Annotated in this window: 13 protein-coding genes and 1 tRNA gene; 3 read left to right on the forward strand and 11 right to left on the reverse strand. The window is 64.5% G+C overall.

Annotated features, from left to right (window positions below):
- Positions 1-143: 143 nt before the first annotated feature.
- Genes AW06_RS14070 through AW06_RS14080 form a run of 3 tightly spaced genes read right to left on the reverse strand, consistent with a single transcriptional unit; the run spans position 144 to position 6,029 of the window.
- The gene (locus AW06_RS14070) at positions 144-1,559 is read right to left on the reverse strand and encodes an efflux transporter outer membrane subunit (protein WP_273704714.1); all 1,416 of its coding nucleotides are present in this window, start codon (positions 1,557-1,559) and stop codon (positions 144-146) included.
- Entirely contained in the window at positions 1,552-4,776 is a 3,225-nt protein-coding gene (locus AW06_RS14075) for a multidrug efflux RND transporter permease subunit (RefSeq protein ID WP_138678272.1), read from the reverse strand. The genes AW06_RS14070 and AW06_RS14075 overlap by 8 nt, the downstream gene beginning before the upstream one ends.
- 17 nt (positions 4,777-4,793) lie before the next feature.
- Positions 4,794-6,029 carry an efflux RND transporter periplasmic adaptor subunit gene (locus tag AW06_RS14080; protein ID WP_046535623.1) on the reverse strand — a complete coding sequence of 412 codons (1,236 nt, stop codon included), beginning with the start codon at positions 6,027-6,029 and terminating at the stop codon, positions 4,794-4,796.
- A 313-nt stretch (positions 6,030-6,342) separates the two neighbouring features.
- Here AW06_RS14080 and AW06_RS14085 point away from each other — a divergent pair, with 313 nt between their 5' ends.
- On the forward strand, positions 6,343-7,017 hold the full coding sequence (locus AW06_RS14085) for a TetR family transcriptional regulator (RefSeq protein ID WP_034951285.1): 675 nt from the start codon (positions 6,343-6,345) through the stop codon (positions 7,015-7,017).
- 106 nt (positions 7,018-7,123) lie between these two features.
- Here AW06_RS14085 and AW06_RS14090 read toward each other — a convergent pair whose 3' ends face one another.
- From AW06_RS14090 to AW06_RS14105, 4 genes are all read right to left on the reverse strand, one after another.
- Positions 7,124-7,528, reverse strand: coding sequence for a DUF2784 domain-containing protein (locus AW06_RS14090; protein WP_046535621.1), 405 nt, complete (start codon positions 7,526-7,528; stop codon positions 7,124-7,126).
- Positions 7,525-7,899: an RNA-binding S4 domain-containing protein gene (locus AW06_RS14095; protein WP_246148707.1), complete on the reverse strand. Its 375-nt coding sequence runs from the start codon at positions 7,897-7,899 to the stop codon at positions 7,525-7,527. Before AW06_RS14095 ends, AW06_RS14090 begins: the two co-directional genes overlap by 4 nt.
- A gap of 87 nt (positions 7,900-7,986) precedes the next feature.
- A complete protein-coding gene (locus AW06_RS14100; protein WP_034951290.1) occupies positions 7,987-8,556 on the reverse strand; it encodes a response regulator transcription factor in 570 nt (189 codons plus the stop codon).
- A gap of 4 nt (positions 8,557-8,560) precedes the next feature.
- Positions 8,561-9,934: an ATP-binding protein gene (locus AW06_RS14105; protein WP_273704715.1), complete on the reverse strand. Its 1,374-nt coding sequence runs from the start codon at positions 9,932-9,934 to the stop codon at positions 8,561-8,563.
- Between the two features lie 151 nt (positions 9,935-10,085).
- Here AW06_RS14105 and AW06_RS14110 point away from each other — a divergent pair.
- Both AW06_RS14110 and AW06_RS20770 read left to right on the forward strand, forming a co-directional pair.
- Positions 10,086-10,175: transfer RNA gene (locus tag AW06_RS14110), tRNA-Ser, on the forward strand.
- A 137-nt stretch (positions 10,176-10,312) separates the two neighbouring features.
- The gene (locus AW06_RS20770; RefSeq protein ID WP_273704716.1) at positions 10,313-10,453 is read left to right on the forward strand and encodes a hypothetical protein; all 141 of its coding nucleotides are present in this window, start codon (positions 10,313-10,315) and stop codon (positions 10,451-10,453) included.
- A gap of 73 nt (positions 10,454-10,526) precedes the next feature.
- Here AW06_RS20770 and AW06_RS14115 read toward each other — a convergent pair whose 3' ends face one another.
- The 4 genes from AW06_RS14115 to AW06_RS14130 all read right to left on the reverse strand — a co-directional run bounded on the left by AW06_RS14115 (position 10,527) and on the right by AW06_RS14130 (position 14,911).
- On the reverse strand, positions 10,527-11,195 hold the full coding sequence (locus tag AW06_RS14115; protein ID WP_273704717.1) for a hypothetical protein: 669 nt from the start codon (positions 11,193-11,195) through the stop codon (positions 10,527-10,529).
- Between the two features lie 87 nt (positions 11,196-11,282).
- Positions 11,283-12,080, reverse strand: a complete 798-nt coding sequence (locus AW06_RS14120; RefSeq protein WP_273704718.1) for a hypothetical protein — start codon at positions 12,078-12,080, stop codon at positions 11,283-11,285.
- A gap of 3 nt (positions 12,081-12,083) precedes the next feature.
- The gene (locus AW06_RS14125) at positions 12,084-13,838 is read right to left on the reverse strand and encodes a hypothetical protein (protein ID WP_273704719.1); all 1,755 of its coding nucleotides are present in this window, start codon (positions 13,836-13,838) and stop codon (positions 12,084-12,086) included.
- 830 nt (positions 13,839-14,668) lie between these two features.
- Positions 14,669-14,911 carry an AlpA family phage regulatory protein gene (locus tag AW06_RS14130; protein WP_034951296.1) on the reverse strand — a complete coding sequence of 81 codons (243 nt, stop codon included), beginning with the start codon at positions 14,909-14,911 and terminating at the stop codon, positions 14,669-14,671.
- Positions 14,912-15,031 lie beyond the last annotated feature (120 nt).

Here is a 15,031-nt window from a genome sequence, read left to right on the forward strand (position 1 = left end):
CTGAACACACTCTTCAATTACTGGTGGAGCCGCAATCTCGCCCGCCACATGTCGGACAACGGTTTGCAGATGCTCATGTTCCCTCATCAAAATAACGGCGGAGGAAGTCGGCGAGGAACTGCGCGATGCGGATTGATGTTGCCTCATCTTACGTAATCCCATCCACCCCCCATCGCCTTCGCCAGATCGATCAGTGCAAAGCGCACGTCGCGCGCGGCCAGGATCTGCAGGGTCTGCGCCTGGAGGAGCTGGCGCTGCGCGTCGAGCACCTCGATGTAGCCCGAGTAGCCGGAACGGTAGCGCAGTTCGGCGAGTTCGAGCGAGGTTTTCAGCCTCTGTGCGCGCTCGCTCTGCGCGGCGAGTGCGTCGCGGGTGCTGCGGTTGGCGATCAGCGCGTCGCGCGTTTCACGAAAGGCGCTCTGCACGGTCTGCGTGTAGCTGACCACGGCGGCTTCGCGGCGGGCGGTCTCGGCTTCGATGTTGGCCTCGATCGCTTTCAATCCGATCAGGGGCTGCAGCAGCGAGGCGCCGATCCCCCAGGCGAGTGCCGGCGTGGAAAACAGCTTGGCAAGCGCCGCCGACTCGGAACCGTAAGAGGCGGTCAGTGACAGCGACGGAAAATACTGCGCGCGCGCGGCATCGATGCGCAGGCTCGCGGCGGCGAGCTGGGCTTCGACCTGTCTGATGTCCGGCCGGCGTTCGAGCAGATCCGAGGGTAGCCCCGACGGTACCTCCGGGACATCAAGCAGGCGGACCTGCGTCAGGTCGCGGGTGATCTTCGCCGCGAAGACCTCGCGCGGCGAACGGCCGACGATCGCCGCCAGCGCCGACTCGTAGGTGCCGACCGCGCGCTCGGCGACGGCGACGTTGGCGGCCACGGCCGCACGTTCGGCATGCGCGCGCTGCAGATCGTAGTCACCGATGAGGCCGGCCTGGTGGAGATCGACCTGCAGGGCGACCGTCTCGTCGCGCGACTGCAGCGTGTCACGCAGCATCGCCAGTTCGGCATCGGCCGCGAGCAGGCCGAAGTACGCGCGCGCGGTCTCGGCCGCGACCGCGGTGCGTACCGTCTGGCGTGCGTACTCGGTCGCCAGCAGCTCGCTGCGCGCGGCGCTCGCCCCGTTGCGATAACGTCCCCAGAGGTCGACTTCGTAGGCAGCGCGCAAACCGACGAGATAATCATTGTTGGTCGGATTGAAGTTCTCCGGCAGCGGCTGCGAACCGACCAGCGTCATGCGGTTGCGGCGGGTATCGATGCCGAGGTTCATGCTCGGGTAGAGGTAGGACTGCGCGAGCAGCACGTTCGCGCGCGCCAGATCGACGCGCACCATCGCCGCCCGCAGGTCGAGGTTGTGGGCTAGCGCCTCGTCCATCAGCGCCGTCAGGGTAGGATCGTTGAAGGTCGTCCACCAGCGTTCGAGATCTGGCGCGGCGGTCGCGCTTGCCGGTGGCAGGTCGAGCAGCGGCGGTGTGCTCGGGGTCGACTGGCAGGCGGCGAGCGCGAATGTCGTCGCGGTGACGAGAGCAAGGGCGCGTAGCGTCCGGCGGGGGTCAGTCATGTTCGCCTCCTTTCGCGAGCGGTTCCGGCGCCGGGGGGACGACCGGGATGACGTGGTGCAGGTGCCGCACCTCGTCGAGCAACTCGTCGTGCGAGCGCGTTTCGCGAATGCGCCGGTCGTAGAGCACCTTGAAGAACAGCGGCACGTGGAAGACGGCGAGCAGGGTGGCGGCGATCATGCCGCCCATTACGCCGGTACCCACCGAGTGGCGCGCGCCGGCACCGGCGCCGGTCGAGATGGCGAGCGGCAGGACGCCGAGGATGAATGCCAGCGAGGTCATCAGGATCGGCCGGAAACGCAGGCGGGCCGCCTCGATCGCCGAGGCCGAAGCCGACAGACCCTCGGCGTGTTTCAACACCGCGAACTCGACGATCAGGATGGCGTTCTTGGCGGCGAGGCCGAGCAGCGTCACCAGACCGATCTGGAAATACACATCGTTGGTCAGCGGTGTCGCATGAAAAAATGGCCCGATGAGATTTTTCGCCCAGATCGCGACGAGTGCGCCGAAAGTGCCGAAGGGCAGCGCCAGCAGCACCGACAGCGGCAGCGACCACTTCTCGTACTGTGCGGCAAGGATCAGAAAGACCATCACCACCGCAAGGCCGAGTGCGAAGGTCGAGGCGCCGCTCGATTTCTTCTCCTGATACGACGAACCGCCCCAGTCGAAGCTGAAGTCCGGCGGCAGCACTTCTTTCGCGATCTGCTCGACGCGCGCGATGCCCTGACCGGAACTGATGCCGGGCGCCGTCTGGCCGATGACCTTGACCGCCGGCAGATTGTTGAAACGGTCGAGCGAATCCGGTCCGGATGCGTGCTTGACGTTGACCAGCGCGGACAGCGGCACCATCTCGCCCTTCTGCGAGCGCACATAGAGTCCCTCGATGTCGTCCGGGCGCTTGCGGTATTCGGGTTCGGCCGACATCAGTACCTGCCAGGTGCGTCCGTACTTGTTGAAATCGTTGACGTAGTAGGTGCCGAGCGTCGACGACAGCGCGGCAAACACCTCGTCGATCGCGACGCCAGCCTTCTTGGCCTTCTCGCGGTCGACGTCCACGAAGAGTTGCGGAACGCTCGCGCGCCACAAGGTCTGCGCGCCGCCGAGCTGCGGGTCGCTGTTGGCGCGCGCGAGGAATTGCTGCAGTACTTCCTGCAGGCGTCTGGGCCCGCCGTCACCGCGATTCTGGATGAAGAACTCGTAGCCGCCGGCGGTGCCGAGACCGAAGATCGCCGGCGGATTGAAGGCCAGTACCAGCGCTTCCCTGATGCCCGCGGTTTTCATGAACAGTTCGCCAACCAACTGCTGCGAAGTCGTCTGGCGCTCGTGCCAGGGCTTCTGGGTCACGAACAGGGTCGCCGCATTGTTGCGAAAACCGCCGCCAATGAAGTCGAAGCCGGCGAAGGCCACGACGTCCTGGTTGTCGGGATTGCTGCGTACCGCCGCCTCGACCTGTTCGACGACCCGGGTGGTGCGTTCGAGCGTCGCACCGTCGGGGAGAATCACCGCGCTGATGAAGAAACCCTGGTCCTCCTCGGGGACCAGGCTGCCCGGCGTCGTGCGCCACAGGAAGGCGGTGATCGCCACCATGCCGGCGAACAGCAGCAGCACCCGCGCGGCACGCCGGATCATCCAGACGACGCCGTCGAGGTAGTGCCCGGTGACACGGGCAAACCAGGCATTGAACCAGCGGAAGAAGCGGTTCGGCGGACGGTGGCCGTGCTGGAGCATGATCACGCAGAGCGATGGCGACAGCGTCAGCGCGACGATTCCGGAGAGCACCACCGAGATCGAGATGGTCACCGCGAACTGCCGATACAGCTCGCCGGTCAGCCCGCCGAGGAAGGCGATCGGCACGAACACTGCGGTCAGCGTCAGGACGATGGCGATGATCGGGCCGGTCACTTCGTGCATCGCCTGCACCGCCGCGTCACGCGGCGGCAGGCCTTGCTCGCGCATGATCCGCTCGACGTTTTCCAGTACGACGATGGCGTCGTCGACGACGATGCCGATCGCCAGCACCATGCCGAACAGGGTCAGCGTGTTGATCGAATAGCCGAGCAGGTAGATGCCGGCGAAGGTGCCGATCAAGGACACCGGGACGGCGGCGAAGGGGATGATCGCCGCTCGCCAGCTCTGCAGGAACAGGTACACCACCAGGAAGACGAGCAACATCGCTTCGCCCAAGGTCTTCAGCACCTCCTCGATCGAGACCTTGACGAAGCGTGTCGTGTCGTAGGGTACCGCATAGCTCAGGCCTTCGGGAAAGCGCTGCTGGAGCTCGTCTACGGTGCCCAGCACACTTTTCGCGACGTCGAGCGCGTTCGCGCCGGGCGACAGGAAGATGCCGACGAGGGTAGCCGGCTGGCCGTTGTAGCGACCGTTGAACTCGTAGTCGCGCGAACCGAGTTCGACGCGCGCGACATCGTCGAGACGCACCGTCGAACCGTCGGGGTTGGCGCGGACGATGATCTCCCGGAACTGCGCCGGGTCGGCGAGGCGACCCTTGGAAGTGACCGTGTACACCAGGTCCTGGCCCTTGCTGATCGGCGACTGGCCGACCTTGCCGGCGGCGAACTGCGCGTTCTGTTCGTTGATCGCACTGGCGACGTCGCCGGGGGTGAGCTTCAACTGCGCCAGGCGATCAGGCTTGAGCCAGATGCGCATGGCGTAGTCCTTGGCGCCGAAGATCTGCACATTGGTCGTTCCCGGCAGCCGCTTCAGACGGTCGAGAACATTCAGCGTCACGTAATTCGAGGTGAACAGGTCATCATAGCGGCCGTCGGGCGAATAGAAGGCGAGCACCTGTAGGAACGCCGAAGAGCCTGGCTCGACGGTCACGCCCTGGCGGCGTACCTCCAGCGGCAGCCGCGATTCGACCTGCTTGACGCGGTTGCTGACATTGACCGCGGCGATGTCGATCTGGGTGCCGATCTCGAAGGTCACCTGGATCTGCGTGAGGCCGTTCGACGATGAATTCGACGACATGTAGATCATGCCGGGCAGACCGTTGATCGCGTTTTCGAGCGGCGCTGCGACGGTCGATTCGAGCACTTCGGCCGAGGCACCGGGATAGGTGGCCTGCACCGTGACCACCGGCGGTGCGATTTCCGGGTACTGGGCGATCGGGAGTGAGCGCATCGCCGCCAGGCCGGCAACGATGAGCAACACCGAGATGACCACCGCGAAGATCGGGCGGTCGATGAAGAAGCGAGAGAACATCGGGACGTATACTCCGCTTATCGGGTTGCTGGGTCGGCGGCCGGCGCTGCGGCAACCGGCGGCTGGCCGGGGAGGGACGTGGTGGCGGGCTCGCTGATGCGTACCGGCGAGTTCGGCATCATGATCCGCGCCAGCCCGTCGACGATCACGCGGTCACCGGCGGCGAGCCCCGATTCGATCAGCCAGACGTTCGTACCGTCGCTCCGGGACCAGTCGCCGACGATCACCGGTCTCGGGACGGCAATGTCCTTGCCGTCCTGGTCCTTGCCGGCGACGTAGACAAACTTGCCCTGCGGTCCTTCGAGTACCGCCACCTGTGGCACTGCCAGCGCACCCTGACGCTGTGCACCCTTGAGCGCAACGCGAACGAACTGGCCCGGCTTCAGCGCGAGGTCGGCATTGGTGATCTCGGCGCGCATTTCGTAGGTGCCGGTCTGCGGGTTGACACGCGTGTCGGCGAAGTTGATGCGGCCGCTGCGCGGGAAGGTCGAGCCGTCGGAGAGCTTCACCGAAACCTCGAAGGCATTGTCGCGCGGCAGCGTCAGGCGACCGTCGGCCATCGCCTTGTTCAACCGTAACTGCTCGTTGTCGGAGACGCTGAACAGCACCCAGATCGGGTCGACCTGCGAGACCGTCGTCAGCAAGGTCGTATTGGCGTTGGCCAGGCTGCCTTCCGATTGCTGGGCGCGGCTCGACAGACCGTTGATCGGCGCCACGACGCGTGTGTAGGCGAGGTTGAGCCTGGCTTCGGTCAGCTTCGCCTGTGCCGCCTTGATCGATGCGGCGGCGAACTCGGCGGCGGAAGCTGCGTCGTCGGCTTCCTTCTGGCCGATCGCCTTGCGCTCGGCGAGTGGCTTGAGCCGAGCGGCTTCGCGGTCGGCCTGGGTCTTCTGGGCCTGGGCACGCAGCAACTCGGCCTCGGCGGACGCCAGTTGCGCCGCGAAGGGTTTGGCGTCGAGCAGGAACAGCGGCTGCCCGGCGCGCACCGCTGCCCCTTCCTGGTAGAGTCGTTTCTCGACGATGCCGGTGACCCGTGCCCGTACCTCGGCATCCTTCGATCCGGCGGTCTGCCCGACGTATTCGAAGGTCACCGGGAATGATGCCGGCTGGACGTTGATCGTCGTCACCTCGGGGGGCGGAAAACCACCCATGCCGCCGGGCGCCTGCTGCTGCCCGCAACCGGCAGCGGCCGCCGCGGCGAGGATCAACAGGAGCAGTGAAGGAGAGAAAAGACGGGCAGGGGAGGCTGACATGAAGAGTCCTTTATTACTATGAAAGTCGCGAGCGACTCACGAATCTCCACTTCCCCTTGCGGGTGAAGGGTCGGGTGAGATGGGGAATTCGCAGAGCATGCTCTGCGCCCATCGAACGATTCCGGCGCGCAAGCTGGCATGCGCCCTGCAAGGGAGTGAAACGGTCATGACTTTCATCATCGAGGGGTGTCTTGCAAAGTCATGACCGTTTGGCTCGCATCGCGTTTCGGGATAACACGACTTGCAGAAGGTACGAATTTTACGTACATTCAAGAATGTTTGTAAATAGTCTTGATGCAGGGGGACAGAAGAAATGGTGAGAAGGACGAAAGACGAGGCGTTGGCGACTCGCGAAGCGTTGCTCGATGCCGCCGAGCGGGTGTTCTGTGCCAGCGGCGTGACCAGCGCAACGCTGGGCGACGTGGCAAGCGCCGCTGGTGTCACCCGTGGCGCCGTCTACTGGCACTTCCGCGACAAGGGCGAACTGTTCGGCGCGATGTGCAGCCGCGCCACGCTGCCCTTGCAAAGTCGCCTTGAGCAGGCGGCGGATGGCGACGGTGACGACGCCATCGCCACCCTGCATGCGGTGTCGGTGCAGGCCATGCGCGAGATCGCCCTGAACCCGCGCACGCGCGCGGTGCTGGATATCCTGCTCTGCAAGTCCGAACGGCTGCCCCAACCGGCTGACGGGGCGCCGCAAATCGACGAAATGGATCGCCAATGTGCCAACGCCCTCGAGCGCATCATCGTCCGTGCCATCGTGCAGGGCCACCTGTCCGCCGACACCGACAGCCATCTCGCGGCACACTTGCTGCAGACGTTCTTCCACGGGGTGATCCAGCACTGGCTGATGCATCCGGAAGCCTTCGACCTGAACACCGCGGCACCGGCGATGGTGGACACGATGATCGCCGGTCTGGTCGCGGCGCCGCCGCGGCGGGGTACTGGCGAGGGGCCGGGATCGCCTTGCGTTCGCGACGAAACCTGACGGTCGTGTGTGTGCTCCGCCTGTCAACGTTCCATCCATCCGGCTCTGATCTCTTCGTCACCGGCAATGCTCAACTTGTTTCGGTGATTTTGGATAAATGGCTTGCCTATGTTCGACGCTCCGGACGAAGTCCCGAAGTCTGTTTCGAGCGGGTGTGCCCGCGATAGACCAGCCAGCCGTACAGGGAACAGTTAACGACGATCACCACGGCGCCCAGAGTGAACTGCATGCTGCGTGTGAGTTCGGCAGGATAGATGATCGGCAGCAGGTAATGCTCGATGAAACTGCCGCGATAGCCAGCTTCGCCGGCAGCCTGTCGCCAGCGATTTTCCAGTGGCGTCAGCGGACACTCCCTGCCGGTCAACTCGACCAGGGCGCCCCAGCAGACGGCCGGGAGGTGGGCCAGCGCCAGCCGTGGCCAGCGCAGTACCAGCACGCCTCCGAGAACGACGAAGACGATGAACAGCAAATGGACCAGAACGAGGGCGTCTGCCAGGAGTCGATCGCTCACGCGGCATTCTCGTTGAAGCCCCTGATCTGCCGCCGCGCCTTCTTGGTTGGCCGACCACGCAGCTCGCTGCCGGGAACCGGCGCCAGTTGCCGGGCTTCCCGGGCCGCCGCGCGCCGCGCGCGGCTCTCTGCACTTTCCTCGTAGAGTTGCTGCGCTTCGCTTGCCGGGCGGCGCTGTTCGTTGAGGCCGCATACGACGATGCTCCAGACGACGTCGCCGATGGCGATTTCGAGGCGGTCGGTACAGCGCAGCTCGCGTGCCGCCTTGACGGTGTGACCGTCCATCTTGACGTGGCCGGCGGCGATCGCCTGCGCTGCCAGCGAGCGCGTCTTGTAGAAGCGTGCCGCCCACAGCCATTTGTCGATGCGCATGCGCTCCAGTACAGCTTGCGTAGGTTCGGTCAAGGCCATTCCTCCAATCCCCTGTTTCCTGTTTCCTGATGTTCCTGTTCCGGCGTCTTATTCCCGGCTCGGACGTTTGCCGAGCTTGCGCTGCAGCGTGCGGCGGTGCATTTTCAGGGCGCGTGCGGTGGCCGAGATATTGCCCTGATGCTCGGCCAGCACGCGCTGGATGTGCTCCCACTCGAGCCGATCGATCGACAGCGGTGAGCCGGCAACCGGAATCGCCGAATCACCGCTGTTGCCCTTGTTGAGCGCTGCAACGACGGCATCGGCATCGCAGGGTTTGGCCAGGTAGTGGACAGCGCCGAGCTTGATGGCCTCGATCGCGGTGGCGATGCTGGCGTAGCCGGTGAGCATGACGATGCGCGTGTTCGGGTCGAGTTCGATCAGTTTCTCGATCAGCACCAGTCCCGATGCGCCCGGCATCTTGAGATCGATGACCGCGTACTCGGGTGCCTGGGTCTGGGCCTTGGCGATCGCCGTGGCGACATTGGCGGCAACGGTCACGGCATAACCACGACGGTCCAGGGCACGTCCAAGAACGCGTCGGAATGCGTCGTCGTCATCGACCAGCAGCAGCGTCGACCGTTCGTCGTCTGCCTGATTTGCTTCGGGAGTGGCAATCATGGCATCAGCCTTTCAGGCGGTGCAGGGGCAGGGTGACACGGGTGCGGGCGCCACCATGCGCATCATCGCGGTTGCAGAGTTCAACCCTGCCACCGAAACGTTCGATGGCGGCGTTGCTGAGGAACAGGCCGATGCCGATACCGCGTGGTCGGTCCTGAGCATCGACCTTGGTGCTGAAAAAGGCTTCGCCAAGGTGTTGTGCCGTTGCTGCATCGAGGCCGGTGCCACGGTCGAGTATCTCGACGAGCAGTTGCCCGGCATCCCAGCTTGCGGAAAATCGGAGTGCTTCCGGGCTGCTGCCGTTGGCATCGGCAGCATTGTCGAGCAGGTTGAGGATCGCCTGTGCGAGTGTACGGTCGGCGGCGATCAGCGGTGCCGGCTGCGCACCCTGCAGCGTCACGCTGAGCCGTGCGTGCGGACGGATGATCTGCCATTCGTCGAGTAGACGGTGCAGGTAGGCGTCGAGCGGCAGCGAACGCAGGCTTTCGTCACGCTCCTGGCCAGTCGCAGCGAGGATTTGCGAGATCGTCTGTTTGCAGCGATCGACCTGCTCACGCAACAGTTGCAGGTCTTCCTGCCATTCGGCCGGGTCTGTGTGCTTGAGTTCGAGTTCGCGGATCACCACGGCCATCGTCCCGAGCGGCGTCCCCAATTGGTGCGCTGCGCCGGCGGCGAGGGTGCCGAGCGAGAGAATCTGCTCGTTCCGCAGCGCCTCTTCGCGGGCAGCGGCGAGTTCGCGTTCACGCTCCTTGAGGGCGTTGGCCATGCGCGTCAGGAAAAAGGCGACGACGCCGACACTGATCACGAAATTCAACCACATGCCCAGTACATGGAGGGCAAAGCCGCTGCCGTGCGCGGCATGTTCGCCGGCACTGCCGGTGGCGCGTGCAAGCAAGGCTTCGAACTGCGCGAGATCGCCTTGCGGGGGAGGCAGCGGCAACTTCCAGAACATCAGAAAAGTGTAGGCAACCAGGGTCATCCCCGCCATCGCCCAGGCCTGCCGTGCCGGCAGCATCGCCGCAGCCAGGGTGGGTGGCAGCAGGAACAGCGAAACGAAGGGATTGGTCGAGCCTCCGGCAAAGTAGAGCAGCAGCGCGAGGATGCCGACGTCGATGGCCAGTTGGGCGAAGATTTCGCTTTCGGAACAGCGGCCACCCTTGTGGATGCGCCATTGAGTCAGCAGATTGACAGCGGCGAGGAGGGCGATGGCGGCGCTCATCGGTACGACATCGAGCGGGATTTTCAGCCAGGTCACGGCCAGGACCAGGACCACGGCCTGGGTCAGCACTTCAACCCGGCGCAGGGCCAACAGGCGTTGCAGCGGGTTCGCCGGGCGCAGGGGCACAGCTCCTGGCAGCGCGTGATTGGTGTGAGGCATGAGTTGATGCGACCTCTGGCAGCCGTCAAAGGACGATATTTTACGCCGGGTGCACTTTCCTGGGCGCAGACGGGTCGCCCAGGGGGAGAACTGCAGAATTGCTGTCTGGTTTGGTGTTTGCCCCGCCTTCTGTTACAATCCGCCTCCTCCCGGAGAGATGGATGAGCGGTTTAAGTCGCACGCCTGGAAAGCGTGTTTAGGATTATTCCTAACGCGGGTTCGAATCCCGCTCTCTCCGCCAGATAAATTAATTAAGCCCATGTTTTCATGGGCTTTTTTTATTTTCGATAATAATCGACTATCAATTCGACTATCAATCAATTGTCCGGTTGGCAGGTTGTCGCCGTCCCGCCAGCGCTGACTGTTCAGAGATTACCAATGAAGTATCGGCAGGCAACCGGGCACCCGCTGGACAACCCCGAAGTCGTCATCAACCTCTGGGCCTATTCGGATGAAAATGGCACCATCCTGCGCCTGGCCGGAAAGTCCTACGTCATGCTCCCCATGGTGTCTGGCTAGGTTTCAACGAAAAGCTTGTTGCCTCCCTCCAAAGCAATAGCATCGACCTTCTGTTTTTTGCGAAACAGATTCATCACCAGCCGTCGCCGCCATCGCACACGCCGCTCTGCCGCCTCTTCATCGACTCCAGCCACTTCACCATCCCTGCCAGAGACGTCTCCGCACACGCGTCGTGGGCTGCAGTCAGGCGCTCGAACGTGCGCCAGTGCATCCCCTTGGGCTTCCCGCCGTCGGGGTTGCCAATGCCCGCCGGCCAGCCCAAACGCCGCCTGATCTTCTCCGCCTGCCGCCGCGCACGCTCGTCCTCGGCTTCCCGCTGGCTCGCATAGACCAGACGGTAGCAGTGCCGACAGGCGAAAATCGTACCGCCGTAGAGAATCGCCACGCGCCGCCCGCATCCGCTTGCCGGGCAGCGGAACCACGCGCGCCGACCGCCAAGGTGGCAGGGTGTCCATTCCAGATAGACGGGGTACTCCATCGATTGCCATTCGCCACCGTTGTTCCGGCTGCGATAGCTGAGCATCACCCGGTCGACTTCCGTGCGGATCTGGATCGACGCCACCTCCTCGCCGTTGCCTGTCCATTGCCAGCCGAAGGCCCGGCCCGGTTGTAGCAGGCCATCACGTTGCAGCCGCCGGACATCCAGCGTCCGCATGTCGCTTGTCGTGGCCTTGCCGCCTTGGTATCCCCGCCCGCTTCCGCTGCCGCCCATTCTGTTGCACTCCGATTTTGCCGAAATCATTTGGCAACTTTGCATCGCGTCTTTCGGTGAATCAGCGCGAATCCCTTGCCACATCGAGCATTGCGGCGTTCTCGATGGTGTTCGGTCTCATGCGCCGCGCAGCTCTTTCAGCTTCAAGAGCATGGCCAATGTCCGCTCGAATTTGCGGTCAAGGTGCGTTTCGTAGCGGTTCAGCTTCTCCAGCAGGTGCGCCCGCAGCCCTTCCCCCAAAGTTTGCGCCTTGATTGCCGGCGTGTACTGCGCTTCCTTCACCATCTGATGGCAGATCGGGTCCAGCGAATCGCGGATGAACTGCGCCAAACCTTCGGCAGTTGCCGGGTGTTCCTCCTCCTCGACCTGCTGATCCCACCAGTCGCGGGAATCCTGAATCAGCGCCCGCCTGGCCTTCGCGTAAGCATTCGGCCCACCCTTGCGCAGGATCGCCGCCGCCTTCTGGGTTGCCGCCAGATCGAGTGCAGCGATCCGCTGGCGCTCGACGATCTCGTCCGGGGTCGCATCCAGCAGGTCGCGCAGGTCGGCATTGTCGCCCGTCAGGCCCCGCTGAAAGGGCGCTGCGGATGGCATGACCAACTTCGGACTATTCACCGCGCTCCTCAGTCCCTCGTTGATCCTCGCGCCTTCGGCCATCAGCACCCGACGTTTGCGCCACAGGACGCCAGCCAACTCCTCGACCAAGTGCAACTCGGTCGCGCCGGAGGGCTGGTGCTCGAACACCAGCGCATCCCGCAGATCGTCGAACTCGGCGCGATCCTCGTGTGGTAGAACCACGTGGCGCGACAGGACCCCGTGCTTCAGGGCATTGAACCGCACGGCGGCATAGCCCGCGTCGATTCCTTCGTCATCCTTCCCGGTAGTCACCAAGACACCGTTCTCCATCGTGGCCATCAACTACTCCTTCAAAAAGCGACCGCTCGCGTTGTGATACTCAGTGGCGAGCTGCGTGACAGTTCTTCCAACTCGGTCGTCGGAAACCTCGGAAACCGGCGAAACCGAGTCCACCACCTCGACGCGCCAACGCTCGGCCGAGCCCTTGCCATCTTGACTGCCACGGGCGCGCACGATGCGCCGGCCATCGACGATGCGTCCCGCGTGGCGGCGAATCCACCAGCCGAGCTTGCGACGGTTGATCTCGCCGCGATCATCGGCGATGTCGCGCAACACCTCGCGCAGTTCTGCATGCTCGTCGTCGAACGTGTGCGCGGTTCTCACGATATCGCGCACCATCGCCTCGGTCTTGCCGAACACGGCGAACCAGGCGTCGAGCAGGCGCGACAGGGTTTCGCGGTCGGGGTCTTCGGTCATCGCCTCGAACACCGAAGCGGTCGGGTCAACGCACCCGAGCCACAACAAAGGTTGTCGGCACAACTCCGACCACTCGCCATAACTCGCCAGTGACCTGCACTCCGTCTTCGGTCGGCCGGCGACGATCCAGGCGCGAATGATGGTCAGCGCGGCGGAGACGTAGCGCCCGCGTTCGCGCAGCACATCGCGCACCAGGTCGGGCCGCCGGAAACTGCGAGCGGCGGGCACTTCCACCTGTGGCGAAAGGCGGATCGTGATGCAGCGACGAGTCATGTCCTGCACCGGGCCGACGTTGTTGCCGCTCGACAGGAACAGGGCTCGCGTTCCGACCGTGGCGGTTTTCGAGATGCCGAGAATCCGCCCACTGATGAACTCGGAAGTCAGCGCTGTGCACAGGCTCTTGTGCGCGACCAGATCGCCCGTGAGGTTGTCGAACTCGACGACGGCGGGCGCGCGCAGCAGTTCGGCCAGCAGCAGCTTGCGGCATTCCTCGTCGTCGGCCGGGAAGGTGGTCGGCGTACCGCGTTGCGGGGTGGCGAAAGCCGTCATCAGTTCGCACAGATACGACTTGCCGGAGCCGACCATGTGGGCGCGCACATGAAACATGGGCGCCACCGGCAGGCTGGATCGTACCGCCGCCGTCAATATCGCCGCGAGTGCCGCCGCTCGATCGACTTCGGCGGCGAAGCTGAACTCGACGAGCAGATCGTTGAGCAAGGCCAGCGCCGCCTCGGCTTGCGCACGGCCGGGGGTCTCGGGTACCGCGAACTCGCGGGCGTTGAAGACGCCGAACATGCCCGTCGTCGGATCGTATCCCGCCGCCGTCATCAGGCTGCCATCGGGGCGCAGATAGGGCTGGCGCGTCAGGCCGGACAGCACCGGCAAATGCGGGTAGCTGGTCGAGTCGAACAGCACGGCGGCATGCCGGGCGGGTGGATCGGTGCGCACCCAACTCTGCGCGCGGACGTCGTAGCGCTCCCAAGACGCTGCGCCGGACAGCGAGCGTACCAGCGCCTGCTGACTCACATCCTGAATACGCGTTTCGCGCGTGCCGGGGTCAGTGACTACCGTCACGATCAACCCACCTCGCTGGTAATGGCGACGCGACTGCGCCAGCTCACGCTCGGCAGCATCGACCACCCGGTGAATCTCGCCGGCCACGATGCGGATCGTCGGTTTCATCCGGGCGGCGTTGATCTCGATGCCGAGGTAACCGAGGAGGGCGCGGATGTGCCGCTCGTTGCAATGGCCGTGCAGGCACTTGAAGCCACCGAGAGGCCAGTTGTCGTCGGGCTCGAAGTAGGCAGCACCGCCATCGACCGCCCCAGTATGCTCTTGCACCCACGGGCAGGTGATGTCGTGCTTGGCATCGCCCAGCGGCGCCTTGTAAAGGCCTCGTTCGCGCAGCGAGGCGAGCACGGCGTTTTCTTCGGGGCGGGGAATCCAGAGACCGGGTCGCCGTCGTCCGGACGCGTTGAGTGACCGCTCATGGCAGCGCGCTTCGCCCTTTCTGCTGGCCTCGTCTCCAGTTGCAGGCCGGCGACCAGGTCGGCCACCGAGTAGCGCAGATCGGGCTCCCAGGTCACCATACGGCAGACGAAAGGCGGTGTGTGCTTGCCGTTCACCCCTACCGGCAGCCGCGCCAACCGGGCGCGCGGGCCGTTGGCGCCAGGGTCACAAAGGCCCGCGGCGACGATGGCATTCATCAGTCGGTCGGCCGCAAGCCCGTCGGTCACCGGCTCCGCCAGCAGATAGCCCGCCTGATGGTTGCCCGGCGAAGTCTCCAGCAGCCACGTCGGCCGCAGCGTCAATCGGTCAATCGGCACCTTGCCGCCGATGTCGTCGAGCATCACACCATGCAGCGCCGCGAACTGTGCCTTGCGCCGCCGATAAACGCCCGCTTCGTCAGGGCGGAAGCTTGCCAGCGAGAAGTAGTTGTTGCCGTCCGCTGGCAGCGCATTTTCGCCGTCCCGCCAGCGTCGACTTTGCCAGGCCCCGGCCGAGACCTTGGTCGGATTGCCGGCAAAGCTCGTCACCACCGGCGCCGCGTCACCGGAGAGATGCGAGAACACGGCGCGCAGGAACTCGTCGTTGGCTACGGCGACGGTTTCGCCGGTTTCATCGGTTTGTACCGCGCCCGGCGGCAAATCTGTCACGTTCATCGCCTGCACCTACGCGGCAGACTTGCGGGCAGCTTCGAGCCGGACAACCAGTTCCCGGACCTCGGCATCCGACTTGCCGGCGATGCGCGCCGCATTGAGCGCAGCGACCTCGCCAGCCGGCCAGCCCACGGCGCGCAGGCCGATATGCACCGGGCTCGTGAACAGGCCCTGTTGAATGTCGAGATAGTGTGCGCTGCGCGACCGGCCGCGCGCACGGAGCACGGCGGGAAGGCGGAGGATGGTGTGCGTCATACTGGAGCCTCTCAGGAAGTTTCGGGAACTGCTGAGAGGGAGCGTAGCTGGGCGATCTGGGCGAAAGAGCCCCTGAGGAACGCCAAATCACTACATCAAAAACATCTACAAAACAATTGC

It is taken from the genome of Candidatus Accumulibacter cognatus, assembly GCF_000584975.1.
GTDB classification, from domain to species: domain Bacteria; phylum Pseudomonadota; class Gammaproteobacteria; order Burkholderiales; family Rhodocyclaceae; genus Accumulibacter; species Accumulibacter cognatus.